This is a genomic window from Thalassobacillus devorans MSP14, assembly GCF_000496835.1.
GTDB classification, from domain to species: Bacteria; Bacillota; Bacilli; order Bacillales; family Halobacillaceae; genus Thalassobacillus; species Thalassobacillus devorans_B.
The window spans coordinates 77,984-101,404 of record NZ_KI543238.1 but is presented as its reverse complement, the minus strand read 5'-3'; the positions used below and the strand labels follow the sequence as shown (position 1 = coordinate 101,404).

General features: G+C 36.4%; 19 protein-coding genes. All 19 read right to left on the bottom strand.

The features are described from left to right. Positions 1-74: 74 nt before the first annotated feature. Complete coding sequence (locus P855_RS0116670; protein WP_028784633.1) at positions 75-881, bottom strand: 5'-methylthioadenosine/adenosylhomocysteine nucleosidase; 807 nt, start codon at positions 879-881, stop codon at positions 75-77. Between the two features lie 464 nt (positions 882-1,345). Continuing rightward, the gene (gene arsC / locus P855_RS0116665) at positions 1,346-1,768 is read right to left on the bottom strand and encodes an arsenate reductase (thioredoxin) (protein ID WP_028784632.1); all 423 of its coding nucleotides are present in this window, start codon (positions 1,766-1,768) and stop codon (positions 1,346-1,348) included. A 29-nt stretch (positions 1,769-1,797) separates the two neighbouring features. Beyond that, the gene (locus tag P855_RS0116660) at positions 1,798-3,093 is read right to left on the bottom strand and encodes an arsenic transporter (RefSeq protein WP_028784631.1); all 1,296 of its coding nucleotides are present in this window, start codon (positions 3,091-3,093) and stop codon (positions 1,798-1,800) included. A gap of 10 nt (positions 3,094-3,103) precedes the next feature. After that, positions 3,104-3,457, bottom strand: coding sequence for an ArsR/SmtB family transcription factor (locus P855_RS0116655; protein ID WP_419177284.1), 354 nt, complete (start codon positions 3,455-3,457; stop codon positions 3,104-3,106). Between the two features lie 629 nt (positions 3,458-4,086). After that, positions 4,087-6,588, bottom strand: a complete 2,502-nt coding sequence (locus P855_RS0116650) for a PglZ domain-containing protein (protein WP_028784629.1) — start codon at positions 6,586-6,588, stop codon at positions 4,087-4,089. Between the two features lie 50 nt (positions 6,589-6,638). Beyond that, entirely contained in the window at positions 6,639-10,778 is a 4,140-nt protein-coding gene (gene pglX, locus P855_RS22150; RefSeq protein ID WP_028784628.1) for a BREX-1 system adenine-specific DNA-methyltransferase PglX, read from the bottom strand. A gap of 5 nt (positions 10,779-10,783) precedes the next feature. Next, positions 10,784-14,407, bottom strand: coding sequence for a BREX system P-loop protein BrxC (brxC, locus tag P855_RS0116640; RefSeq protein WP_028784627.1), 3,624 nt, complete (start codon positions 14,405-14,407; stop codon positions 10,784-10,786). Positions 14,408-14,431: 24 nt separating this feature from the next. Beyond that, on the bottom strand, positions 14,432-15,004 hold the full coding sequence (locus tag P855_RS0116635; RefSeq protein ID WP_028784626.1) for a BREX protein BrxB domain-containing protein: 573 nt from the start codon (positions 15,002-15,004) through the stop codon (positions 14,432-14,434). Beyond that, positions 14,991-15,782, bottom strand: a complete 792-nt coding sequence (locus tag P855_RS0116630; protein ID WP_028784625.1) for a BrxA family protein — start codon at positions 15,780-15,782, stop codon at positions 14,991-14,993. The genes P855_RS0116635 and P855_RS0116630 overlap by 14 nt, the downstream gene beginning before the upstream one ends. Then, the gene (locus tag P855_RS0116625; RefSeq protein ID WP_051353288.1) at positions 15,772-16,293 is read right to left on the bottom strand and encodes a BrxE family protein; all 522 of its coding nucleotides are present in this window, start codon (positions 16,291-16,293) and stop codon (positions 15,772-15,774) included. The genes P855_RS0116630 and P855_RS0116625 overlap by 11 nt, the downstream gene beginning before the upstream one ends. Before the next feature lie 312 nt (positions 16,294-16,605). Continuing rightward, entirely contained in the window at positions 16,606-17,526 is a 921-nt protein-coding gene (locus tag P855_RS0116620) for a toprim domain-containing protein (protein ID WP_028784623.1), read from the bottom strand. 59 nt (positions 17,527-17,585) lie between these two features. Next, on the bottom strand, positions 17,586-19,079 hold the full coding sequence (locus P855_RS0116615) for an ImmA/IrrE family metallo-endopeptidase (RefSeq protein WP_028784622.1): 1,494 nt from the start codon (positions 19,077-19,079) through the stop codon (positions 17,586-17,588). Then, positions 19,066-19,347 (bottom strand): hypothetical protein, encoded by a 282-nt coding sequence (locus P855_RS0116610; RefSeq protein ID WP_028784621.1) that lies wholly within the window; start codon positions 19,345-19,347, stop codon positions 19,066-19,068. Before P855_RS0116610 ends, P855_RS0116615 begins: the two co-directional genes overlap by 14 nt. A gap of 39 nt (positions 19,348-19,386) precedes the next feature. Then, entirely contained in the window at positions 19,387-19,815 is a 429-nt protein-coding gene (locus P855_RS0116605) for a hypothetical protein (protein ID WP_028784620.1), read from the bottom strand. 9 nt (positions 19,816-19,824) lie between these two features. Further along, positions 19,825-20,988, bottom strand: a complete 1,164-nt coding sequence (gene mobP2 / locus P855_RS0116600) for a MobP2 family relaxase (RefSeq protein ID WP_028784619.1) — start codon at positions 20,986-20,988, stop codon at positions 19,825-19,827. Continuing rightward, positions 20,985-21,242, bottom strand: coding sequence for a hypothetical protein (locus P855_RS0116595; protein ID WP_014641917.1), 258 nt, complete (start codon positions 21,240-21,242; stop codon positions 20,985-20,987). The genes mobP2 and P855_RS0116595 overlap by 4 nt, the downstream gene beginning before the upstream one ends. Before the next feature lie 251 nt (positions 21,243-21,493). Next, entirely contained in the window at positions 21,494-22,357 is an 864-nt protein-coding gene (locus P855_RS0116590; protein ID WP_028784618.1) for a hypothetical protein, read from the bottom strand. After that, positions 22,354-22,932, bottom strand: a complete 579-nt coding sequence (locus P855_RS0116585; protein WP_028784617.1) for a hypothetical protein — start codon at positions 22,930-22,932, stop codon at positions 22,354-22,356. The genes P855_RS0116590 and P855_RS0116585 overlap by 4 nt, the downstream gene beginning before the upstream one ends. A gap of 15 nt (positions 22,933-22,947) precedes the next feature. Beyond that, positions 22,948-23,421 (bottom strand): M23 family metallopeptidase (locus P855_RS22580; protein WP_037986385.1); only part of this gene is annotated, 474 nt, incomplete at its 5' end.

Below are 23,421 nucleotides of genomic sequence, written 5' to 3'. Positions count from 1 at the left end.
GCAATCGCTCGCCACCTTCTAAGAACAGTGGGTGATATATTCACTCCCAGTCATCAGGGAATGCTTTTCTACACCTACATGCGTTTTAACATTTCTTCAATTACATGACTGGAGTTCTTCGCTGCTTCCTCTACAAAGTTTTCCTGAATTCCAGCTGCTTCTTCCCCTGCGTCATCGGATGCTGAACGAATGACTACGTATGGTATTTTATTTAAATAGGCGACTTGTCCAACTGCCGCTCCTTCCATTTCAACTACATACGCATCAAAAGTTTCATATATCCAGTTCGCTTTTTCTTCGCTTGCAATGAACTGGTCTCCTGTTGCAATCGGTCCCTTAAATACATCAACGTAATCAGGAAGACCTTTCGTACCTTTCTTAGCTAGCTGAATCAGTTTTTGATCAGCTTCAAAATATCTTGTGTCCATGTATGGAATTTGTCCTGGCTTGAAATCTTTAGCGGTTTCATCCATGTCATGATGGACGGTCTTCGTAGAAATAACAATGTCCCCAAGCCCTAGATCAGGATGGATTCCTCCAGCAACTCCAGAGTTGATCAATACATCCGCTCCAAAATCACTGATAAGCATTTGAGCTGCAGAAGCTGCATTCACTTTCCCTATCCCCGATTTTACAAGCACAATGGGCTGACCTTCTAAATTTCCTTCATAAAATGTCAAATTCCCTTTTTCAGTTGTCTCTTCCACTTCCATATGAGAATGCAGAATGTCTATTTCCACTTCCATCGGACCTATGATTCCTACTACTTTTTCTTCTTTTTCAGCCGCTTCTGTAGCATCGGACTGGCTCCCGCAACCTGCTAATAAGAAAACTAAAATCATAACCCCAATTAAACCGCTTATACTTTGTCTGAAATTCATGTTATTACTCCTCCCGCCTGGAAAAATACGAACATTAACAAACATAATAACCATAATGTATGTTTTTTATTTTACACAACTCACTGCCAATTGCCAACCTTTCCTTTCAAATTTATATAAAACGAATTTTAGTGAACATTGACAACGCCTGACCCCACCGCACTATCGCTTTATCTAGTGTAAGAGGCACCAAATTTCGATTGTAGGACTATAACACATAAAAAAGGCCACTGTTCATGACAAAAACAGCGACCTTGCTTTAAGAAACTACTATTAATACTTATAGGATTGACCACCATCAATCGGAATTACAGCGCATTAATAAACTGAGATTCATCAGAAAGCAGGAACGATACCGGATTAGCTGCTTCTTCTGCACCCAATTTCCCAAAGGGAAGGGATTGCTGGTCCTAATCCTTATAAATATAGAAATTGAAACGATATTCTTGGCTATTTGAGGTTACTTACTTCTGCTCTTCAGCAAATTGCTTGATTCGCTCCCCAATTTGGTCGCGAACACGTTGAAATACTGCCCATTTTTCTTCTTCTGTTCCTTCTGCTTTTGCCGGGTCATCAAATCCCCAGTGGAAACGATTCACATGAGGAGGAGTCATTGGACATTTATCATTGGCATCCCCACAAAGGGTAATGGCATAGGCAGCATTATTAAGAACATCCGGATCAATGATGTCTGAAGTTTGGTCACTAATGTCAATATCGACTTCATTCATCGCTTTAACGGCATTGGGATTTAAGCCGTGCGCTTCGATTCCGGCAGAGCGGACATCAAACTCATTTCCAAGATATTTTTTCCCGAAACCTTCAGCCATCTGACTGCGGCAAGAATTTCCCGTACATAGAAAATAAATAATTGGTTTATTAGACATGATGCATTTCTCCTCTTTGTTAAAAATGATTATATAATTAGCAGCCATACATAGAGACCGACTAATGTGATAAACAGTGTTGGAATCGTTAGGATAACCCCTATTTTAAAGTAGTACCCCCATGAGATCTTGACGCCTTTCAATGAAAGGACGTGAAGCCATAACAATGTTGCCAAGGATCCAATTGGTGTAATTTTCGGTCCTAAGTCGGAACCGATGACGTTTGCATAAATTAACGCTTCCCTCATCGTTCCTGAAGTATTTGTGTCAGCAATCGCTAACGCATCAATCATCACTGTCGGCATGTTATTCATGATCGAGGATAATATAGCTGCAATAAAGCCCATTGAAATCGTTGCCACGAACAATCCTTGATCTGCCGTATATTGAATCACATTGGCTAGCACATCTGTTAAACCGACATTACGTAATCCATAAACAACGACATACATACCTATGGAGAAAAATACAATCGCCCATGGTGCACCTTTAATAACGGTGGCTGTTTCTACCGCAGGACTTCTTCTAGCCATTAGGAGGAAGAATATCGCAACAATTCCTGCAATGATTGATACCGGTATCCCTAAAGGTTCGCTTGCAAAATATCCTATCAATAAGACTGCAAGTACGCCCCAGGACAAACGAAACATCTTATGATCCTGAATGGCGTGTTTGGGTTCTTTAAGCTGCCCTAAGTCATAATTATCCGGGATGCTCTTTCTAAAGAATAGATAGAGCACGAGAATGCTCGCCCCTATAGAAAAGAAATTCGGAACAATCATCCGTGTAGCATATTCTATAAATCCAATTCCGAAAAAATCAGCCGAAACAATGTTAACCAGGTTACTAACAATTAAAGGCAATGATGCCGTGTCTGCAATAAAGCCACTCGCCATAATGAATGGCAAGATCATCGCTTCTTTAAAGTTTAAATTCCGAACCATCGCAAGGACAATTGGTGTAAGGATGAGTGCAGCTCCATCATTTGCGAAAAGCGCAGCTACAATAGCCCCAAGAAGAATAACGTAAACAAACATCTTCTTCCCGTCGCCTTTCGCAACACGGGCCATATGTAATGCAGCCCATTCGAAGAAACCAATCTCATCTAATATGAGTGAAATAATGATAATAGCCACAAAAGCAAGAGTGGCATTCCACACTATCTCGGTTACAGCCACAACATCTTGAAAATTAACGACTCCAAAAATCAACGCGATGATAGCTCCACCGCATGCCGACCAACCGATTCCCAAGTTCTTCGGCTGCCAAATTACTAACACTAGTGTAAATACAAAAATCAGAGTTGCTACAAACGCTAAATCCACTTCAATCCCCCTACATATCGCATTGAATACGTAAACCCGCTTCTTCCAATGCCTGTAATTTTTCTTTTTGATCAGGTATTTGTTCTAATACTTGTTGAACAATTAGATATGATGGGTGGTTTGTGTTCACAGAGTAAAAAATCCACTGCCCTCTTCGTTGCTCTTTTACAAGTCCAGCATCGCGCAGCTTTCTTAAATGCTGACTGATTGAGGGCTGACTCATTTGAAGCACTTCGACAAATTCACACACACAACATTCCCCATCTTTTATTAGGCCCATAATCGTTAATCGGGTTTTATCGCCTAACAGCTTTAAAACCTGGGCTACTTTTTCTAATTCAATCACTGTTTTTCCCACAAACATCACCTCGCACAATTAGTATATTAGCATATGCTTATATTTGCAACAGATATATCAACCTCTGCTCATAAAATTACACTAAAGAAAAAAACCTCTCAAAAGTTTTATGAACCATTGAGAGGCTAGCAAAAATATATTTTTTTAAATTGAATGACAAAAAGTATGTCAATCAGGTATTACATTAGGCCATAAACCCCTTTCCAACAGGGTTTTGGGCGTTATTACATCATGCCGCCCATGAATTCATCCAGATAAATACTGGAAAATAGTGAATTAAATAATTGGAACTTGGTAACTTTTAAAGGCTTCAGTCTATTTGGTTATATAAAGAAATTTATTCACATATGAATAGTAGTATGCCAAAAAGTATGTCATCTTCCATTAAAGAAATGTTGATTTTTTAATTCCAAAATGAGATATAAAAACTTTTTCCTTATCATGTGTGTTTAGAAAAAATGACTTACAAATTCTTGTATAAACCTGCTACGTTTTCTGGAAGCCTGATACATCAGGCCCCTTAGTACATCTTCTAAATGGAAAGAAAAATGGTTACATATGTTTAGTAATCAATCGTGGTCACTCTAATGGCGAATATACTCTAATCAGTTTAAGCAATGATATTTAACAAGTAATTAATAAGCAGTTTTCAATTTTACTGAACTAAAAACCTCTAGGGTGGAAGGGCTCATTGCCTTTACGGTAAATTCCCCTTGAAAGTCTTCCTGCATTTTCATAGGTATTTTAAAGGACCCTGAACTATCTATGGTAATAGTTCCTGTAGCAGGGTTTACCGGACCGTTTAAACTTACTTCACCAACTACTTCACCTTTATAATCTTGCGCTTCCAAAAGAATTTCACATTGCCCATTACAATCGATTGAAAAATCAATAATAGGTTGCATAGAATTAATATACTTTTCCTTATTCTTATATGATAATTGTATGGCAACCGAATTATTATAAGGTTTTTTATTCTTTAGACGAAGAGTTATAACAGGTAAAATAGCTTCTTGTAAAGAGAGGCCTCCATGAAAATATTGCATCCCTTTTCGGTACGCAACGAGTGCTCTTGGGACAGCAAATTGTGAAAATTCTCCTTTTATCCCTAGACGATCGGCAGGGAGAATTAAGTTTGAATCTTCTCCAAACCCTTTACCAATTAGACAGCGCTCGTGTAAATTAACCCATTCCCCAAAAGGTTTTTCACATACCTCTGTATATTTTGTGGGTGAATTCAATACGAATCCGTGGTCCGTTGCAATTATAACATCCTCAAATCCCATACCTTTTAGTTTAGAAATTGCTAATTGAATACGTTTCAAAGAATTATTCAGTAACCCTATCGCTCCTTCGGCATCGTTTTCAAGTTGGGAATCAATCTCTGTACTTCTAATAACTAATAACTCAACAGTTTTAGAAAGGGGGGCTTGAAGATTTATAAAATTTCTTAACTGCATTTCGCTGAAACGCTCTCCATACATTTTTGCCAGCATATCCATTCTTTTCTTTACATTATTTATAGGTTGGTCACCAAAAAAAGGTTCTATATCTCCATTTTTATTCTTCATTAATTTCAGTTTAGTATCAGCACCAGGAAGAAGACTAGCCATTCCAACTTGAGTGACAGTTGGGAGTTGAGCAAATGAACCTTCTAAATTTACTTCATCATTTTGGCTTAATTGTTTTGCTAAAACAGCCCCTAGTTCATAACGTAATGAATCGATTAAAAAGAAAGCAACTTTACGCCCGCTTTCATTTAATCGAGGAGAAACCACTCGATTAAATAAAGAGTCATTAGATTGCCCCCCCAGTGGTGGCCACCCTTCCTTTTCTACACAACGCAGAAATATATTGTTTACATCATTAGCTAGACTCTTATATTTGGAACGAATTTTCTCAACTACCCCTTCTTGCACCTCATCACTTATTTTAATACTAGCTGCAATAGTTTGCTCAAACTCCCTATGGTATCTATCTAAGTCATTTAGTGTTTCCATATAAAAATTAGTAATATCTTTTAAATCATGAATATATTCATATTTATCAGGAGTAAACTCTTTAATCGCCTTCAATAATCTCAAACCAGACTTTACCACTTGCCATTGAATTACATCCTCTTCATTGCCAACCCAAATTGAATTTGCTCTATCGCTTAATATTTCTTCTACTTCATTTGTTTTTTCAGCACTCAGTGATTTGACAGCTTGTTTGAAACATACAAATTCTTTAAACGGAAAAGTATCATTTATTCCCAAACACTCAACATCTTTAATTGTTTCACGAATATTTAATTCCTTCTCAACCTCTATAGCCTTTTCAATGTATTTAGGCTGTGTTCTTAGATCATTTCTAAGCCGATCACATATCTGCTTAATAATTAGTTCTGCTTCATTATTAGCATGTGGGTATCGTTTAAGCGACTCTGGAACTTTATATGATATATCAAATACTAGTTCGCTAAAAAGTAAAAATCTCCACAACTCATTAGCTATTACGCTCCATGAGGTACTACGAGTAACTAAATTTAATCCGAGCGCCTTCTTAAATAGTTCTTTAGTTTCTTCTATCCAAACTGAGCTTTTTTGTAATTTTGTTGCTTGGCTTTCAGTAGGCAACAAAAAACTAATAATTATTTCTTTCGGACTGTCACTTCCAAAAATTGTTTCAAGAATTGGCCAACCCCTATGCTGATCTATTGCATCTATTAATTCAAACGAAGGATTAATATTATCTTTAAATATACGTCTAATCTCCGTGTTATGGTGAGGATATGCTAATAGACACAAGCTCATGTATTCATCAAGATCTCCCTCTGGAAATACTCTGCCACAGATAATATATATTGAAAAAGGATCTTTTTGCTTTTCTTTATCGGTGAAAGGTAATGGCTTAGGAACATAAACTAACATTGACTTAGCTACTGTCTTATCCTCTCCCAAATCGCATAAGGTTTTTATAGCATATTCTCTACTTAGGATACTACTATTTGTGGTATCAATTACACGCACTTCTTCACTAGCTAAATCAGTACATATTTTTTTATATCGCCCTTCTGGATCATATACAATTAACAATCCACTGTCTTCCAACCTTTCCTTTAACCTATTTTGTATGAAAGATTTTATACCGCTCATTTTATACCTCACCTTATTTACGAATAAACTATTATTCGTTATTCTCCAAATTAATCTAAAGAATGTAAATTATGTGAAATAGAAATTGACTCATCTATTAAACTCTTCTTTCTCACACGCTCTGGCCATATGTTGTAAGCAGTTTTGGACCAATCGTACTTTCCTTCGCTTAAATCTTCCCATGTTTTTTTAAGCTTGTTTTTCCACACCGAGTTTTTAAAAAGTTTCCATAGAGGAGCAGCTGTTATTAGCACTCCGTCATCAGTATTGGGTTTCCAAAAACGAGTTATTTGAAGTAACTCTTTCCGTAGATCTGATAACTCTTGCGATAACTTTTGCTTTTTTTCTAATTCTCTTTCTTCAATTGCATCTCTCTTTTCTTTATTCCGAAGTATCTTAACATCTTCTTCTAAATTTTTTATTTTTGGATCTATATAATCTAACACACAAGAGTACAGTGTTTGGTCACTCATACGCGGATAATATAACCATAATGTATAAGAGCCAGACTCCGTAGAAATTGGCCAATAAATTGGTGCCTGGCGTCTATTTTTCGAATATTGGTTTAAGTGATTTGTAAAGAATTTACTCGGTTTAGAGAAATATTCTCTTAGGGAGTTTATTCCAAGCTGTTTACAAATAAATTCCTCTATTTTCTCTCCATCTTTGTCAAATATATATTCAATTGATTCGCGGACCTTTATGACTATATCGTTCTTATGATTTTCGTCATCAACTAATATTCCGTCCCAAACAATATTAATGGGATAATCTGAGTCGAGTATAGTTTCTTTAGTTATAGAAGTTGGATTTGGTAAAGTTATAGCATCTTTTCGTGCCTCCAACCATTCTTCACTTGCAATATTATTATGCTGAGCTGGTAAACCCTCATTATTAACCAGCATGCCTGGAGCACAAACTGGTAAAGGATCAAAGGGTTCAGGAAGTTCAGGTATTAACTCATGATTACTTGACATCCTAATGTCCCAACGTCCATAACTACAACCGATACAATATGATAAAAAACCAATGATTTTTTCTTCGGTAGTTTGATTTATAAAGCCCACTTCGAACTCTTGATCTTTTTCGTTGCTCTCGCTTAAGTCATTGCTTTCCTCTTCTGTTTTTTTACTCTCGCGAATTTGTATAGCTTCATGAATATCTCTCTCTAATTCACTCAAATCCTCTTTACCTAAACCATATGATGTGGCTATCCTATTTTCTATATCGTCGTTAAATAGAGTATAAACATTCCATGAAGCTGTCCCAACTGTTTCTTCCAATAAGAAAAGGGGGATAGAAAACTCTTGATATGGTTCAAAATATTGGAATACCTTTCTCCTCTCATTAAATTCTTTATCAACATGGTCTTTTACTAATTTTAAGGTTTCATAAGGAAGTTGACTTGCTGGTAGATTTTGGACCATACTTGCTTGAAATTTTGGCCTAGCAAACATTTCACCACTAAACCTAGCAACTGCACTACCAATATTGGAAGCACAAATTGCAAGAACAGAGTATTTTTCTCCTTCTCTAGGAAATATTTGCGACCTTCCAGCAGTTGGCATAACACCTGCCGGAACAATATAAGGTACTAATCTAGTAGAACGTAACATATAACTAAAACCTGGTATAAAATATTGAGATTCATTTTGTGGACGAGATTTCAATTTCCCTTTATCATTCTTAAAGTTTTTCAACTCTTTTCCATTCTCTTCCCAATTCACAACTAGAGTAATTGGCGAAAACCATGGAGAAGCTATCTCAGTTTTAGAAAACGGGACCCACTTTTTTTCTATTGATAATTCTTTTATACATCTATCACGGCTAGAACTTACTTTTTTATTTTCAAGAGGTGGACTTAAAGTTAATTTACTAGGATCTACTTCCCAAAAAAGCCTTAAAAACCGAAAATCTTGGCCAGTTTGTAATCCTACTGAAACTGATGCTTTGTTCCCTTCAATTTCAGGAAATTTTTCTAATTTTTTAATCGAATCACTAGAAACCCAATAAGCAAATGGAGACCCTGACAAACGATTAAAGGTTGCTGGGTTTATTCTGAAAACCCTATTATCTTCTTTCAACGGACTATTAATTAATTTATATAATTCATTCTCTTTTTTTCTTTCAATTAAAAGTCGGTAAAATGTTGAATAACTAAAGTAAGGTTTTTCTGAGGTCATTATGTAAGCTGCAGTTTCTACTGTTGCGTCAAGTACCCCTTCCCCCAAATCAGCCATAAGGTTCACATGTCCTTTTTTTGTCAGTATTTCATTTCGAAATGAATCAAAAGAACCTAAGAAAAAGGGTGTCCTACTTGATATTACCCCTACTTTACCTCTTCTATTTATCATAGATAGAGCGCGTTCGACAAAAGTTGCTAATAAGTCTCCCTTAGTATTTGGGTAATTCTTTTCTATATACTTCTTAGAATTTTGAGAAGATGCCCCAAATGGTGGATTCATTAGCACCACATCATATTTTTTTAGAAGGATATCAATAAATGCGAATCCCCTGGCCGTATCCTCTGTAAACAACCGTCTTTTATTAAGTTCTCCCACTTCAGATTTCTCGGAATATTCTTTTAATGATTTTATGATTTTATTTTCTAAGTTGTTCCAAAGCTCACCTTTATCATTAATATCAGTAAAGTCTAATTCAGTTTTGTGGGAGTTATTTTCATTATTGAAGAAATTAATTTGGGATCCGTGATTTTCTAGTTCCTTAAATTCATTCTTAGCCTTTTTTATAGAGTTTTCTATCTCCTTTTCTATTTTAAGCAATGGACCAGTTTCACCGGCTATCTTCATTTTATCGAAAATATTCTCTAGCAATGGAGACAAGATTAATGGTTTTATATTTGAGACAAACTCCTGTAATAATACTTTTTCCCCTGGCATCGGTTCTGCACAAACAACATTAGATTTTTGTATTCTAGGTCTCCTTTTAGATTCAATCCCTTTATTATTCCAATACTTTTGAGATCGCAGCCAAAGGGATAAACCCGCTATTTGAACTGCCCTTGAATCAATATCAATACCATGGAGATTAAATTCAATAATTAAGCGTGGGACATCGATAATAAACTCCTCTTTATTGGAATATACGTCTCTTAATGGAGGTAGATCTTTGCTCCGCATAAAAGAATTCTTTCCTAATTCATCTTCTAAATCCCAAGCTTCTAAATAGATTTGCTCTAACAAATCAAACGCATAAAGACCAAAGTGCATTGAACCGCAAGCAGGGTCTAAAACTCGCAATTCACGAGGATCTTTTAATTGTCTTTGTGGAATAATAGATGTGTCTAAATTAAAGCTTCCATATTTCACATTTTCTATATCTTTACTTGAAAAAACTTCACTTGGGAAACGATGTAGATATTTACAACGATCTACCAATGCTGTGTTCCCTTTAGTCATTTCATACCATATTCTACCTAAGGTGTTATCTGCCAAGAACTCTACTATATATCGCGGAGTAAAGAATTGATTTCGAACGGCCAGTTCTCTTGAATTTCTTGGTGAGCGAGCTGCTTTTCGCATTGCTTCACGCTCGCTTTTTTCATTAAAATATTGATATATCCATCCAATAGTCTCATCTTCACTCCAAAGAGGTATTATTTGAGGGTCATTTATTAACTCCAATAACTTTAATAACACTGTTTCTCGTGGAAATAAGCGCCCTTGAAGGCTAAATCTATTGAATAATACAGGAAGACTTAATGATACTTCATCAAAGACACTATAAATATAACTACGATAAGCATCTCCGGTTTCCCCAAGAGAATTACCAGATATATGAGTATATAATTGAAAACCTTTAGATTTATATCCTTTTGAAATAGACTCAATTATATAGCCTCTTGCCTCAGCCATTCTTAGTGCACAAAGCCGGTTTAAGATAGTAAAAGCTTGTTCGCGAACAATTCTCTGAAGACCCTCTTTCCTTTCGATATTGGAACTACGATAACCTCCAGCCAGATAATGATCTAGCGTCTCACGAAGTAATCGTGCTGTTTCTAACTCGCTATTATTCAAGCTAGTAAGATTGGTTAAATCGCTTATTTCTCCATTTAGCGGGTCTAATCCATATTTATGCTGCAATTGTCGAGTAAACTCATTTATTAAAAGATCACGTGTCTCATTTACAAATTTTTGAACCTGGTTTCGTGTTTCTTGCTCAAACCCCATTTTTATCAATCCTCAATTTTAAGTATTACCTTTATGTGGTCATAAACTTTAATTCTGCTTTTTAAATCTTCAAGTTCATTAATTAATCTATCTATCTCATTAGCATTTCTTAATACATTTGGCACTTTTAAAGAACCGTTATAGTTGGTATTTCCTTCTTCAATAATCATTGCTTTTTCTTCATATAACCTTTTCAGAACCCGTTCTTTCCCCAGATCTTCGACTTTTGCTTTTAGTTCTTCTAAATTTGAGTTTATAACAAATTCTTGTTTAACTAATTTACTTAAACCTTCTATATCCTTTGAAACCTCTATTATTAACGCTTCAACTTGCGCTAATATATTTAATTGCTCCTCTTGAGTTAATTCATTCCAAACTTTAATTTTAGTTAGTTCTTCTTTTTGTTTTTGGATATTATTTTTTTGTTTATTTAACATTTCAACTACAGCATCACGAGTAGCTACTTTAAGGTCTGTTAGAGCACTATTTAAATCAGGTATGAATCTATAAAAGGACTCCATATTTAGATACTGATTCACTTTTTCAAGGTCATCCTTTACCTCTTCATATAATTTTTCAGGTACACCAAACATCGGAAAGCCTTCGATTTCACTTTTATGTTTATTAAGTCTCCTAATAGTCTCTTCAAGTTCTTTGTTTAAAGAATGCTTAACTTCTAATGCCCAATTAATGTTGGTAAAAAGAATTGATTCTTCAGCCCCAAATTTATATGTAGCATCAGACCCATCGTTTGATAAAATCATAGCGATTTCCATATTTATTTCGTGTATTTTCCCTTCCCCAGGAAGACTCATAGAAGATAATTTCCCGTGTAATGTAGCAATATCCAACTGCAACCTTGAGAGGTATTTAACTGCTACTTTACTTATTTCATCTTCTAGAGGAAATACTGTATCCCCAATAAGGTTTGTTAATCGTTGAGAAGCCCTAACTAAAATGTCATTTGAAGGTCTTTCCTCCCTTAAGGAAACATTAACGTCTTTAAATTTATTGTTTGTTTTTAAAGCATCTATTGCTTGTTGTCCAACAACCGAAATATCCCTTCCCGACACATTTAATTTTATTTCACCTGCCAGAAACAATGAAGCTATTAAGTAACGTATGGTGTCTTGAGACCAACCAAATGGAATATCAGAGAAATTATCAATCACTCTTTTCCCTTCTACAACCCCGTTATATTGTAGATAATCGCGTATGCTTATTAATGCCTTATGTTCTGTTTTAATAGTTGGCTTACCATTCTTCAATTGGACTAATTCTAATGGATCAACTTCCGAGGTTATAGCTGATAACTTTTCTACTCTAAGAAACTTTTCTGCAATAGAGGTATCAACTCTTATCGGAGCTTCAGAAAAGCGATAAAAAACTTGCTTCGCAATGCCTTTTAAGTATTTATTAAAAGACTCTCCAATATTAACTGAAAATTTTTCCACAGGTGATGACTCACCTCGGAATATAAAAGAGCCTAGTTTAAAACATCTTTGAAAGAAATGTTGTAAGGATTTACTTAACTCATTAGCTCGGTCAGCTTGAGCTGCACAATAATTTTTTACTTCTTGGTCGGGTTCATTTCTATAATTTCTGTTAATTTCTTGGCATCTATAAATCTCTTCTACCATCTCTTTAATCTCTGGAACAGATCTTCCTAAAAGGTATATAATATTTTGAGATGCTTTCTCTCTAGATTCATCAATTAAATTCTTTCTAGTCTCTTCATATTCGTTTGGTAAAACAAGTTCTATTATTGTTTGGATTTTTTCCCTTTCTCCCAAAAGGTTATTACTATACCCACCACTTCTTACCTTGAGGCCAGATTTGACAGTGAGAACGCCTTCAAGGTTTGTTGTAGGCAAAGGACTAAGGCTTTCGGCTAAATTTTGATTATAAATACGTTTTGTTTCTGCAGAACGCAACGTAATTCTAGACCTTTCTAACTCGATTTCATTTAATTTTTCACTATAAAATTGGAGGTTACCGTGTTGTTCTCCAAATGGGACAGTAGGGTTATTAATTAAATCTTTAGTAGCTGCTTCTACATCTTCAATTTTTGGCCCCTCATCTATTGAAGTTTGAATTAAACTAGTTACATTTTTAATTGAGATAGGTATGTTTTCTAACATTTGTAGTATTGCTACCGTTTTTGCTATATCTTTATGAATAACAGAATCCTGGTAATGCATTAAAGTTTTTACAACTGCTCCATGCTGTGAAGGGAAAGCCCGCTTAATATCTTTCTCAAGCGAATCATACAATGTAACAGTAGTAGCTAACCAACCAACATTCTTTTTAACTACTGGAGAACGTCCATCTTCGCCTTCAATCAATATATCTTGAAGGACTTTTATTGCTGACCTTAATCCGATCCCTCCCGTAGACTTTGCTAAAGCTCCTAATAGATTCAATAGAATATCAAAGTGAGCAGGTAAAAAAGGATAAAGGTTAATAAAAGTATTAGCATTAAAATCAGAGTAATAATTTTTTGCATTTTCTAAACTAGTATGCTGGCGAAGCCTTTGGCCATATTCATCAAAAAGTTTTTGAAGTAACTTTTCTCCTTCTGAAGACTTACTCAGTAAACGACGGTAACTAATCTCCTTTATATCACTTGAAACTAAATCAATTTGTATTGGAAACCGATCTTTAAGTTTAAATAGTTCGGGTGAATTTATAGCGGTCCTTGGATCATCTTCAGTTAATGTCTGTTGGGCAGTACCTAAGATCCATACCTTACCATCACCAATATTTTTTAGATTTTTTGCTAAACCATCTAAATTTAATATCAAGTTTTGCCGTGACCCTACGTATTGTCCCACCTCGTCTACTACAAAAATGATATATTCTTTACCAGTAGTCTCTCTAAGAATGTTAATCATTTCCTCAACTCTATCTTTTTCAAAAGTAATAAAATCCTTTGTTTCTGCTGAAAAAGAAGTGGTGGTCTTAAATAACTTAGGATACATATTATGAGCTATTTCTGGAATTAACCCATCAATAACTAATGGATCATTTTGTACTTCTACCCAATCAACTCCTATTTTCTCCAATATTAAATTCTCAAACTCTTCATAGCGACCATCTATTTGTAATTTTTGCTCCAAAGCCGCCACTTTTAGATTTCTAGAATAACCGCATTCCTGGAGTACTTTATAATAAAGAACTGTAGATACATCTTCCATAGTAGCACCTGTCAGCATTTCACTTGCTAGGTCCAGAAAAACTACCTTAGCTGGAAATTCACTGGAAGCTTTAGATAATAGCTCTTTTGTTTCAGGCTTCTTAAACCTATCCTGTAAATAATTCAGGAAAGGAATCCCCCTAATTTTCTTTGTATTATCAAGAGCTAAACCTAAATACTTAGTCAGAGAACTTTTACCAGACCCATAGAAACCGGAAACCCAAACACCAATTTCGTTCTCATTTCCTTCTTCCATGGCAATAATCATTTTGGTAAGCAACTTTTGAAACTGCTCTTCTATACTTTCAGTGACAATATACTCCGATATTTCTGCCCTTAACTTATCTTCTTGAGCAGTGCCGTAAGTTATCACCTTTTCAATATTTCGATAAATATCTTTGTTTTGATCAAATAAATTTAATATCTTTTCCATGAGATTATTTCACCTCTTAATATATTAGCCGCCGATATGAACAGATCTATAGTTCCCGTCTTCTGGGTAAAATCCCAAAAATCTTAAGTTGGTCTTCCCCGTTCTTTCACCTGGATATAAAAATACAGTAGGTACACTAAATTTCCCCTGGAGCTTGCTCTCAATAGAACCTATTCTCATATATGGATGTAACGCTTCTAAGTCAGTGAAAAGTAACAGAACATTTTTTTCCCCTTCAATTTCATTTAACTTATTAATAATCTTTTCTTCTAATGCACCTTTACTAATTTCATTAGATAAAGATTGATTAGTTTTTTCCCATTGAAGTGGATCGCTTTTCTCAGCTTTTAACCAAAGGTTACGTAGCGGGGCATTTTGAAGTATAGTTAAAATATTAGATGCAATTGAAAACACGTGAACTTCCCAACCATTGTTATTCAATCTAGCGATAATAGCTGGTAACTGGCTTTTCATTTGTAATATTCTATTAGGATTAAATATCAGATAATATATAGGTTCAAAGCTTGCATTATCTATGTCTCTCCCATATTTCAAGTGCTTTAAAAGTTCTTTTAATTCTTCGTTAATTAATTGCACCTATTAACTCCTCCCATTTTTTGTGATTCCAATCGATTTTGACTATACTTCCACCTGCCTGTAGTATAAAAAAGCCTTTGAGGGCATTTTTTTTAAACTCATTTAAAACATCAATTTTTTCCATTCCAAATAGGTTCCAATCTGGGTGATTCATAATTGCATTATCACCAACTCCACTAAAATGCAAATCATAAGCTAAAAATATAGATACTTTCGACTCAATCCTCAACGGAATAATAGGTTTTTCTCTCCTAGAACCTTCATCTAATAAACCAAAATCTATACATGAACCTATTAAATACGATGAAACCCTTCTAACGGTACTGTCAGCCCAAGGTTTAGTCGTTTTGCCACTTTCAATACCTTTCAAAACAAAGTTCCTTGCGTCATCTATATTTATTGAGTCAAAACCACTTAAATAACGTTTCCAATAAACCTCTCTTATAAAATCAGCTAGAATATTATTTGCCCTACAAGTGAATATAAGTAGTAACTGTGTAAATTCAGTATAAGAAAGGTTTTCCATTAAACGCTTTAGGATGTTAGCTGGATAACCTCCAGAATTTAAGAATCTAGGAGAAAAACACTCAGTTATTAAATTACGCAGCCTTCTGGCAGAAATATTCGAAAATTCCCCTATGCTTAGTACATATTGATAAAGGGCTGTTGAATTCATGCCCGGTTCCCATAAGCTTAAAAGTACCTTAGTTTCTTCAATTGCCCCTAAACCCGCTTGCAGCTTAGTCGTATATAAGCCTTGCTGTGCATTAATTTTCATATGAACACTGTTCCTCCATAAAGAAAGGAAAGACTTTATTTCCATTTTTAAATGCCCGATTATATTGAGAAGCTACTTTCTCCCAGGTTTTCACTTTTTCAATATCACTTATTTCACCCATTAATACTGGTCCTATCTCATCAGCGTTTTTATCCTGGAGAGATAAATCATTTAAATTCTTAATAGGGTCCAATAAACAATCACTTACATCTTTAATGATATCTTCTCTTGATAAATAGTTATGCAACTGTTGTTCAATCACTTCAGGAAGTCTAAATAAATGAAAAGTGTCTTTCCCTACACCTATAAACTTATCATGCACTCTTGCTGCAGCTATTCTAACTCCATGATATTGTGCAAGAAACGTGGTATTTTCTGCTACAGGAGCTAAAAAAACCTCACTGTTATTATCAAGAAAAGACGAAGACCACCAACCGCTTTGTCGACTTTCACCTATATACCCTACTAAAATCCTTAATTTTGCTAAAAATATGTAATCATTGCTATTCATATACATTTCCCCTCAATATTAATTCTTTCCCTATTTTCAAATCCATTTCCTATTTAAACCATTTTATCATATTAAAAATGGTTTAGCCCATTATGCTCTTAGCCCAGTATATCAAGTATAATAACCCTCCCAATATGGAAAGGGTTATTATACTTGACATTACTCTCCCAATCTTTCTTTGCTTCTCGCTAAGCTACTTTCTCAATCACTACGTTATAAGAAGATAACAGTTCAAAAAACTGACACGATTTTGAGTAGTATTTCCTAAATATATACTTTAATTATAATGAACAATTTTTCACCCATTAACTTTCATTGGTTCCTCTCACTACTTTCTATTACTAACTCCTTCTCTTTACTTATTTCTCTATTCCAGTCTTTGTTTATAGGTAAATCAATTCTAGATACTTCTTTACTCATTAAACCTTGATACTTATTTGCAAACTCCCTCCCAGCCTTATCATTATCTGTACAAAAAGTGATCTGCTTCACCTTATGGCCTTCCTTACCCATCCGTTTGATCTCATCTATCATAGTCTGACGCTTCAGGCCTGACATGGAAACCAAGCGAGTATCTTGCAGCTTTTCTTTCTTAATACTCCAATAAGACAGCGCATCGATCGGGCTTTCAAAAAGGTGGATGGAATTAGGTTTACCTATATCAACGGAAAATCCAGCTGAACCATGGCTGTTCCTATCAATCCCTTTAAACATTCGCCCATCTTTCATTGGAGAAGTACCTTGTCGATCCGCACCAACGACCTCTCCCTGCTGCTTCCACTTAAACACGACATTTCCTAGCTTGTCCTGAGCGATTAAGTCTTTTTTATCAAGCCAATGAACAATCTTAGGGTGAATCTTCCGTTCATTCGTAAGATAATTCTTTGCCATTGTCCTATCGTTCACTTCATAATGAGAAGGATATTGATATGGCTCCTTAGGCTTTTGCTCTTGAACATTGTCTTTTACTTTATAACCTTGCTCATTTAAGTCTAAAACCGCCACTGGAAAGCTCATACCGTAAAACATTTTGGCAAAGTTAATGACTCCAGCTCCTTTTTCGTCTCGAGAGTTCCAAGCATACATTTGATCTTTAATCACTAGACTATCATGCACTTTATGTCGATAGTACCTCCCCTCTCTCTTCAATGGCTCCCCTTTACGTTCAAGATAGTCTATGAGATCCACATTACGAGCAACCTCCACTTGGTCCGCGCTTACATGTTTGGCCATGCAGCACTTCCTCCTCTCTAAAATTAGATATAAAAAAAGACAGGGAGAAAACTCCCTGTCTAGCGTTCAACCTCTACTTTTTCTTTTTGCTTTTCCTTCTGCTGAAAAGCCTCATTATTACCCTTTCCATTCTTCATTTCTGAAGTGGTGCTTTCTTTTTCTTTCTCTTCATGGAACTCTCGGTCCAACTTACTTTCAATTTGAGATAGTCGCTGCTCACCACGATCAGTTAATGGTAGTTCTTTTAATTCTTGAAGAGATTCTTTCTTAAGTTGATATACCTCTTCTTTACTGTGGGTCTCCTGAAAAGCACGCATCTGATTTAAACGTTCTTGCCGGTCATTGTTTTCTTCTTTATCCAATTCTTTTCCGACTGTTGGTTCAATAAAATTCATGAGCTCCTTCTTATAAGCGTCTTTGAAGTCTTGGTGGGAATACTCCTCTTCTGTTTTTTCTTCCTTACCAAATGGTCCTTTATCTCTCTCAGACTTGCTCACTTGGCTTCTATACATATCACGAAGCTTTTCTGAAGGTAATTTCTCCTTTTCTTGTTTCTCCTCTTCCACTCCATATTTTTGTTCTTTAATATTCATTGTTTTCTCCCCTTCCTTTTCTTGGTCCAATGATTCTTCAATGGTCGTTATGAATTCTTTAGCTGTAGACTGAACTTCTTGTAATAGCTTTTCATGGTCTTTAAATTCATGGTCCTTGGTCCAGTGATGCAGATAATTTAGTGAGTAATCACTGGTATCGATGTTGAAATAAGAAGCAACGGTATAAGCAGTCATTTCCGCCTGAAACTCTTTCTCCGGCTTGGTATAGTCATTAACGTTTTCTTCTGTATGAAGTTTGGCATGGGTTAGTTCATGTAACAGAGTTTTTGTATCTTGTCGCTCAGAGTTACGCGGATTAAGAGCGACTTCACCTCTTCCTGTGTAACTTACGCCTTTAGCTGCTCCTAACTCTTCATAAGGCTCTACAATTTTAATGTTATTGTTATCAGCTATTGCTTCCATCCCTTGTCGAAGCTGACTGTAATTTTGAACCTTCCCATCGATCCATTTGTTAGGAAAGATTTGAGGCAGATCTTTTTGAGTGGCTGTTGTCTGCGAAACATCGAAAACACTTCCGGTTGAATAAACAAGACGGCCATCTCTTTTATCGAGTTGGCCGTCTTTGACTTGTTGCTTTTCTGTTTTCGTCGCATATTTCAAAGGTTTCCATTCGCCCTCTTCATCTTGAAACTGTTGACCTAAACGATTAGGTACAAGAACCTTTAGACTTTTCTCTCCTTTGTTTACGGAAAACCCTTTGTCTTTCCAGAAGGCGTAAGAACCTACAGCTTCTGCTCCTGGAAACTGTGAATCAATTAATGCAGTATTCCGTGGAGAATACCGGTGGAACTTTCCCATAAAATCTAGATATTCTTTCATTTGTTTAGGAGAATGAAAGTGCTGAGAAATACTTTCTTCCATCCCCTCTGTCAGTCGATTGATCTCTTCTTTGACCTTTTCCGGTGATTTCTGTTTATAGGATTGTTTAGCCTTCGCCATGATCTTCAGCTCCTTCACTGATGTTCATGAGTTCTTCCATTTCTTCCTCATCGTAATTGGGTTCTGTATTTAATATCAGTTCCTTTGTTTTCTTATGAAAAGGAATGAGTAGATTCTCTTGATTTACTAAATGTTGCTCAAGATCATCCATTTCCTCAGCACTTAACGTTAAGGTATATTCATGCTGGCCCACGTCCATCACGAGCTCATTATTTTCACTTAAACGCTTAAACACACCTACTTCATAATCGCTATTAAATAAAAGCATATCCTCACTCCTTTGTTGAAAAATTCCTCATTTATACCATTAGCTTGATGCTGGTTGAGTCTCTGTTGCGCTTATTCTCTTCTGACGCTGATGACTGATCCTTTCTTCCACCGCTTGTTTCGCATCCTTCATTGCTTGGCTTTCAAAGATTGGCGTGGTAACACAACTTTCTAAGTTCTGATCCATCGCAAAACCATTCATTAATTCTAGAAGGACTTGTGTATTTTTATCGCTTCGATTGGCTGCTAACCGCAACCGTTTCATCTCTTCAGAAAACACGTCTTGAAAATGTTGAGCCATCAAACTCATGAGATATTCTTGTGATTGTTCCTTCGCATTCTGTGCTTCCCATTCCTCAATCATACGATCCAAAGCTTCACCTGGATAACGAATATGGTGCTGTTCCTGATACTCTTTAATTAACGCAATTGTCTCTTCATGCAACGTGACATTTTGACGTTTTCTCATTCATGTCCCCTACCTTTCTCTTTCGATTTCTCGTTCCAACTTTTGATGATCCAAGTCATTGATAAACTGGTCATACGTTTGCCCCAACGAACGTTGAATGCTTCTCAAGGAACGTTGCAATTGAATCCCGGAAGGCATGGACTGATAAGGGGCATTTGTATTGGTAGTTTGTCTAGGATACTGCTGGTGATCGTATCGTTTCATTTCTTGTATGAAAGCATTGCCCATTCGTTTATAGAGATCATCTAACTTATTTTGTTTGTAATGCTGAAATCGTTTTTTATCCTTCGGTCCATCCCCATAGGCTTGTTTTAATTCGTTCACTTCTTGATCCAACTTATCATGCAGCTGCTTCATATCTTTGCCATGATACTTATATAAATACCTTGTCGTTAATTCATCAACCTTTGGTCGAATAGGATTCAGCGTTTGATAACCATAGTGCCACTGCCGCTTATCCTTAGGCAAGTGATTATACACGTCGAGGAACAGAGGTTTTATTTCTCTATTGCTCCATTTCATGCTGCTATTTTCTTTCTTTGCATTTACAATATGGTCACGGATCAACGAGTTAATTTGATTTCGTTCTTGCGTTCGATTTAACAATCCATTCACGACTTCACTTTTCATCGCGTCTAGCGTTTTCGGCTTTCGCTTTCCACGGTCACGAGTCGGGTTTGGTTCGACTGTAGCCACATGAATATGAATGTTATCGGTGTTATAATGAATAGCCGCCGACCATACAGCACTCTCCTGTAAACTCTCTTTTTTCATCATCGACTGCATGGATTTTCTTGTTACTTGCTTCAAAACGTCTTCGTCTAAAGTGTGTGTCTTTGAATCATAAACGCCTCGGTTTTGAAGCCAATCATTATCAAATGTAATAACATCTTGCCACATGATACTGTTCTTCTTCTGAGCTTGTTCAAACAAAGATTTAATCCCCTGCTTTCCATCCACCGATAAATGGTCCGACTGCTGAGTAAACAAGGCAGATGTTTTATCTGGATCGTCCATATAGTGATTATATAAACTAAACATGGACCGATGAGCATCCCCCTTTCCTTTGGCCTCTTCACGATCTACGTATTGCACATAATCTTGGAATACTTTTTTATTTGCGGTCACGAATTTTGTTTTTAAAACCACTCCAGGCGTTACGGTTTCACTCATGCTTCTTCACCTGGTTCTTCAATCTGTAAGAGATCATTCATTTCTCGAATCGCTGTATAACAGTGAGCCATCGTTTGAATGTTGCGATCGACTAATTGCTGCAGTCTTTGTTCACGATGGTTCTCTTCTCTAAAGACAGCTAACTGATGCAACTGAGCATGTAAAAACTCTTGCCGACTTAATCCTTTTTCTTCCGCAAGTTCGTCAATTCGTTGAACAGTTTTCGGGTCCATATAACGAATTCTAACTTCCATTTCAATCACTCCTTTTGATGAAGTCCCTAAAAATAGTGAATAAAGAGAAGAGCATAAGGGGTTTTTGTTCCCACTTGGCGTGTGAATCCCGGCAGAGCCGGGCAAAACGAGGGAACAAGAAAATCTCCAGATGTGCGGTCGCTGTGTGGCTAAAACAGGAACATCCATTCGTGTATTCACCTTGTAGTGTGGTCCCTGCACAGGAGATGTGTGGACCCTGTGTTGTCCTTTATCACAACCTACATCACTATTTAGTTCGAAATCATATCCCGTTTTTCTTCTAACATCTTGATCTTCTCAACGATGGTTTGGATGGTTAGTTCATGTTCAGCTGCCTCTTGATTGATCTGTTCTTTTTCATTTTCTAGGTGATGAATTCTAGCCTCCGTTTGCCTTTTCTCTTCCTCCGTTTCGTAAAGAAGCTCTGATTCTAATTCAACGGTTTTCTGATCAATTTCTTTGATTCGTTCATCGATCGTTCGAATACTTTCCTTCTTCTCTTTCATAGTTTCTTTCGCCTCTTCGATCTCTTCAGATAAAGCAGCAACTTCATATTCTTGCTCCGTTAAAATGTTTAATTGTTTGTCCATTTTTACTTTGCGTTGATCTGTATAAATACGTGCCAGCTCTTTCTTTTCCTCACCCCCTTTCCGGGAATTTTGATCATCCTTTTCCGTAAATAGCCTAGTGGTTTCTTCCTTGTTAACATCTAAGGCCATTACATCGAAGGAAGGACTTACCTGTTGGATACTAATGACATATCTGCTTTCATCGTTGTACTCTACATGCGTTGGAAGGTCGCGCTTGGGATGCTCTTTTTCCTGTGCCGTAAAGCTCAACGATTCATCTAATAAAGCTGTTGATTTATTGATATTTATGGTGACAACCATCAGCTTTTTCGTTGGATTATAAACCCAATCCTTAATAGTCAGTTCGCCTGACCCTTGTAAGTTCAGAGGTTCATTGACAGGCGTTTGCTGAACTTTGCTCTGCTCTTCATCACCAAATATAAAACCAGAAAATAAGAAAAAAAGAAGCGCCATGGTCATGACGCTTAATCCAATAAGATATTTATTTGTAGTCCCTTCCGTGATGTGTTTCGTTTGTTTTTTCATGTATATCCCTCCTCTTCTACGTCTTGAAAATCTGTTATCTTCCACTGTCCTTCTTCCCTATGCACTTTTATATGGAGGAACACGGGAGACACCTGTTTTTGATCGTTCTGCAAAGAAAATAACGTGTGTTTAAACTTAACTAACACGCTTGCTTGATTGTTTGTGAGATTACCTGTTTGGATGAATATTTCTACTTCATCTACCTCCGTTTTCCTATCTCCTTTATAAGTATCTGTAGGAAAGAAGGTCGCAGCCAAGTCTTTGCTCATTACCTCGTTTGCTTTCTTTTTCCTTTCTTGATAAGTCTCTTTATCCTGTTTAAAAGCTACCTCTATAAACGTAGAAACCTGCTTCACTAAAGCGTCATATCTCGCTTGAATGTCAGCAGGTTCCTGTTTTTGTAATGTCTCTTTTAATGCAGTTTTTTCTTCCATATTCTTTTCGTTTTTCACTTCTAATTGTTGCAATCTCTTCTGTACATCATCATATGATGCCGTGCGTGTAGCATATATATTAACCGATGTGAGAACGATTAACAGAACAACAAACAACCCAAAAAGTATACGTCGATTCATCGCTGTTCTCCTTTCTTAAAGCCCAAGATAAGGGGCAGGATCTACGTCCGAACGATATTGGTTTTTGGTCATGACTTCGAAATGAAGGTGGGGTCCTGTAGAGTTTCCTGTCGAACCGCACTTGCCTACTTTTGATCCTTTTTGGATCATCTCCCCGTTTTGTACACTTATCGTATACAGATGAGCATAGTGACTATAAAGCCCCTCTTCATGTTTTATAAGAACGTTATTTCCATATCCAGAGTTACTTCTTTCCACCTCAACAACTTGACCGTTATCTACGCTTTGAATAGGCGTTACAGCATTCGTACAAGCAAAGTCTATACCTCTATGCATATCCGGTGTTCCATCAAAAGGATCAGGGCGCATGCCGTAATCGGATGTTTGTGCGAGTGCTCCTTCAATGGGCATAACCCAGTTACCCGTTGGTTGTAAATCTGCTTCAATCACTCCGCCTTTAAGGTGACTTAAAACGGCCTCGACATAGCC

Bases quoted from the DNA above. Each gene is read 5' to 3' on its own strand.
- P855_RS0116650 (WP_028784629.1), bottom strand. From the start codon at position 6,588: ATGAGCGGTATAAAATCTTTCATACAAAATAGGTTAAAGGAAAGGTTG.
- P855_RS0116610 (WP_028784621.1), bottom strand. From the start codon at position 19,347: ATGCTTTTATTTAATAGCGATTATGAAGTAGGTGTGTTTAAGCGTTTA.
- brxC (WP_028784627.1), bottom strand. From the start codon at position 14,407: ATGGAAAAGATATTAAATTTATTTGATCAAAACAAAGATATTTATCGA.
- P855_RS0116630 (WP_028784625.1), bottom strand. From the start codon at position 15,782: ATGAAAATTAATGCACAGCAAGGCTTATATACGACTAAGCTGCAAGCG.
- P855_RS0116605 (WP_028784620.1), bottom strand. From the start codon at position 19,815: ATGAGAAAACGTCAAAATGTCACGTTGCATGAAGAGACAATTGCGTTA.
- P855_RS0116625 (WP_051353288.1), bottom strand. From the start codon at position 16,293: ATGAATAGCAATGATTACATATTTTTAGCAAAATTAAGGATTTTAGTA.
- mobP2 (WP_028784619.1), bottom strand. From the start codon at position 20,988: ATGAGTGAAACCGTAACGCCTGGAGTGGTTTTAAAAACAAAATTCGTG.
- P855_RS0116590 (WP_028784618.1), bottom strand. From the start codon at position 22,357: ATGAAAAAACAAACGAAACACATCACGGAAGGGACTACAAATAAATAT.
- P855_RS0116595 (WP_014641917.1), bottom strand. From the start codon at position 21,242: ATGGAAGTTAGAATTCGTTATATGGACCCGAAAACTGTTCAACGAATT.
- P855_RS0116670 (WP_028784633.1), bottom strand. From the start codon at position 881: ATGAATTTCAGACAAAGTATAAGCGGTTTAATTGGGGTTATGATTTTA.
- P855_RS0116620 (WP_028784623.1), bottom strand. From the start codon at position 17,526: ATGGCCAAACATGTAAGCGCGGACCAAGTGGAGGTTGCTCGTAATGTG.
- P855_RS0116615 (WP_028784622.1), bottom strand. From the start codon at position 19,079: ATGGCGAAGGCTAAACAATCCTATAAACAGAAATCACCGGAAAAGGTC.
- arsC (WP_028784632.1), bottom strand. From the start codon at position 1,768: ATGTCTAATAAACCAATTATTTATTTTCTATGTACGGGAAATTCTTGC.
- P855_RS0116585 (WP_028784617.1), bottom strand. From the start codon at position 22,932: ATGAATCGACGTATACTTTTTGGGTTGTTTGTTGTTCTGTTAATCGTT.
- P855_RS0116655 (WP_419177284.1), bottom strand. From the start codon at position 3,457: ATGTTTGTGGGAAAAACAGTGATTGAATTAGAAAAAGTAGCCCAGGTT.
- pglX (WP_028784628.1), bottom strand. From the start codon at position 10,778: ATGGGGTTTGAGCAAGAAACACGAAACCAGGTTCAAAAATTTGTAAAT.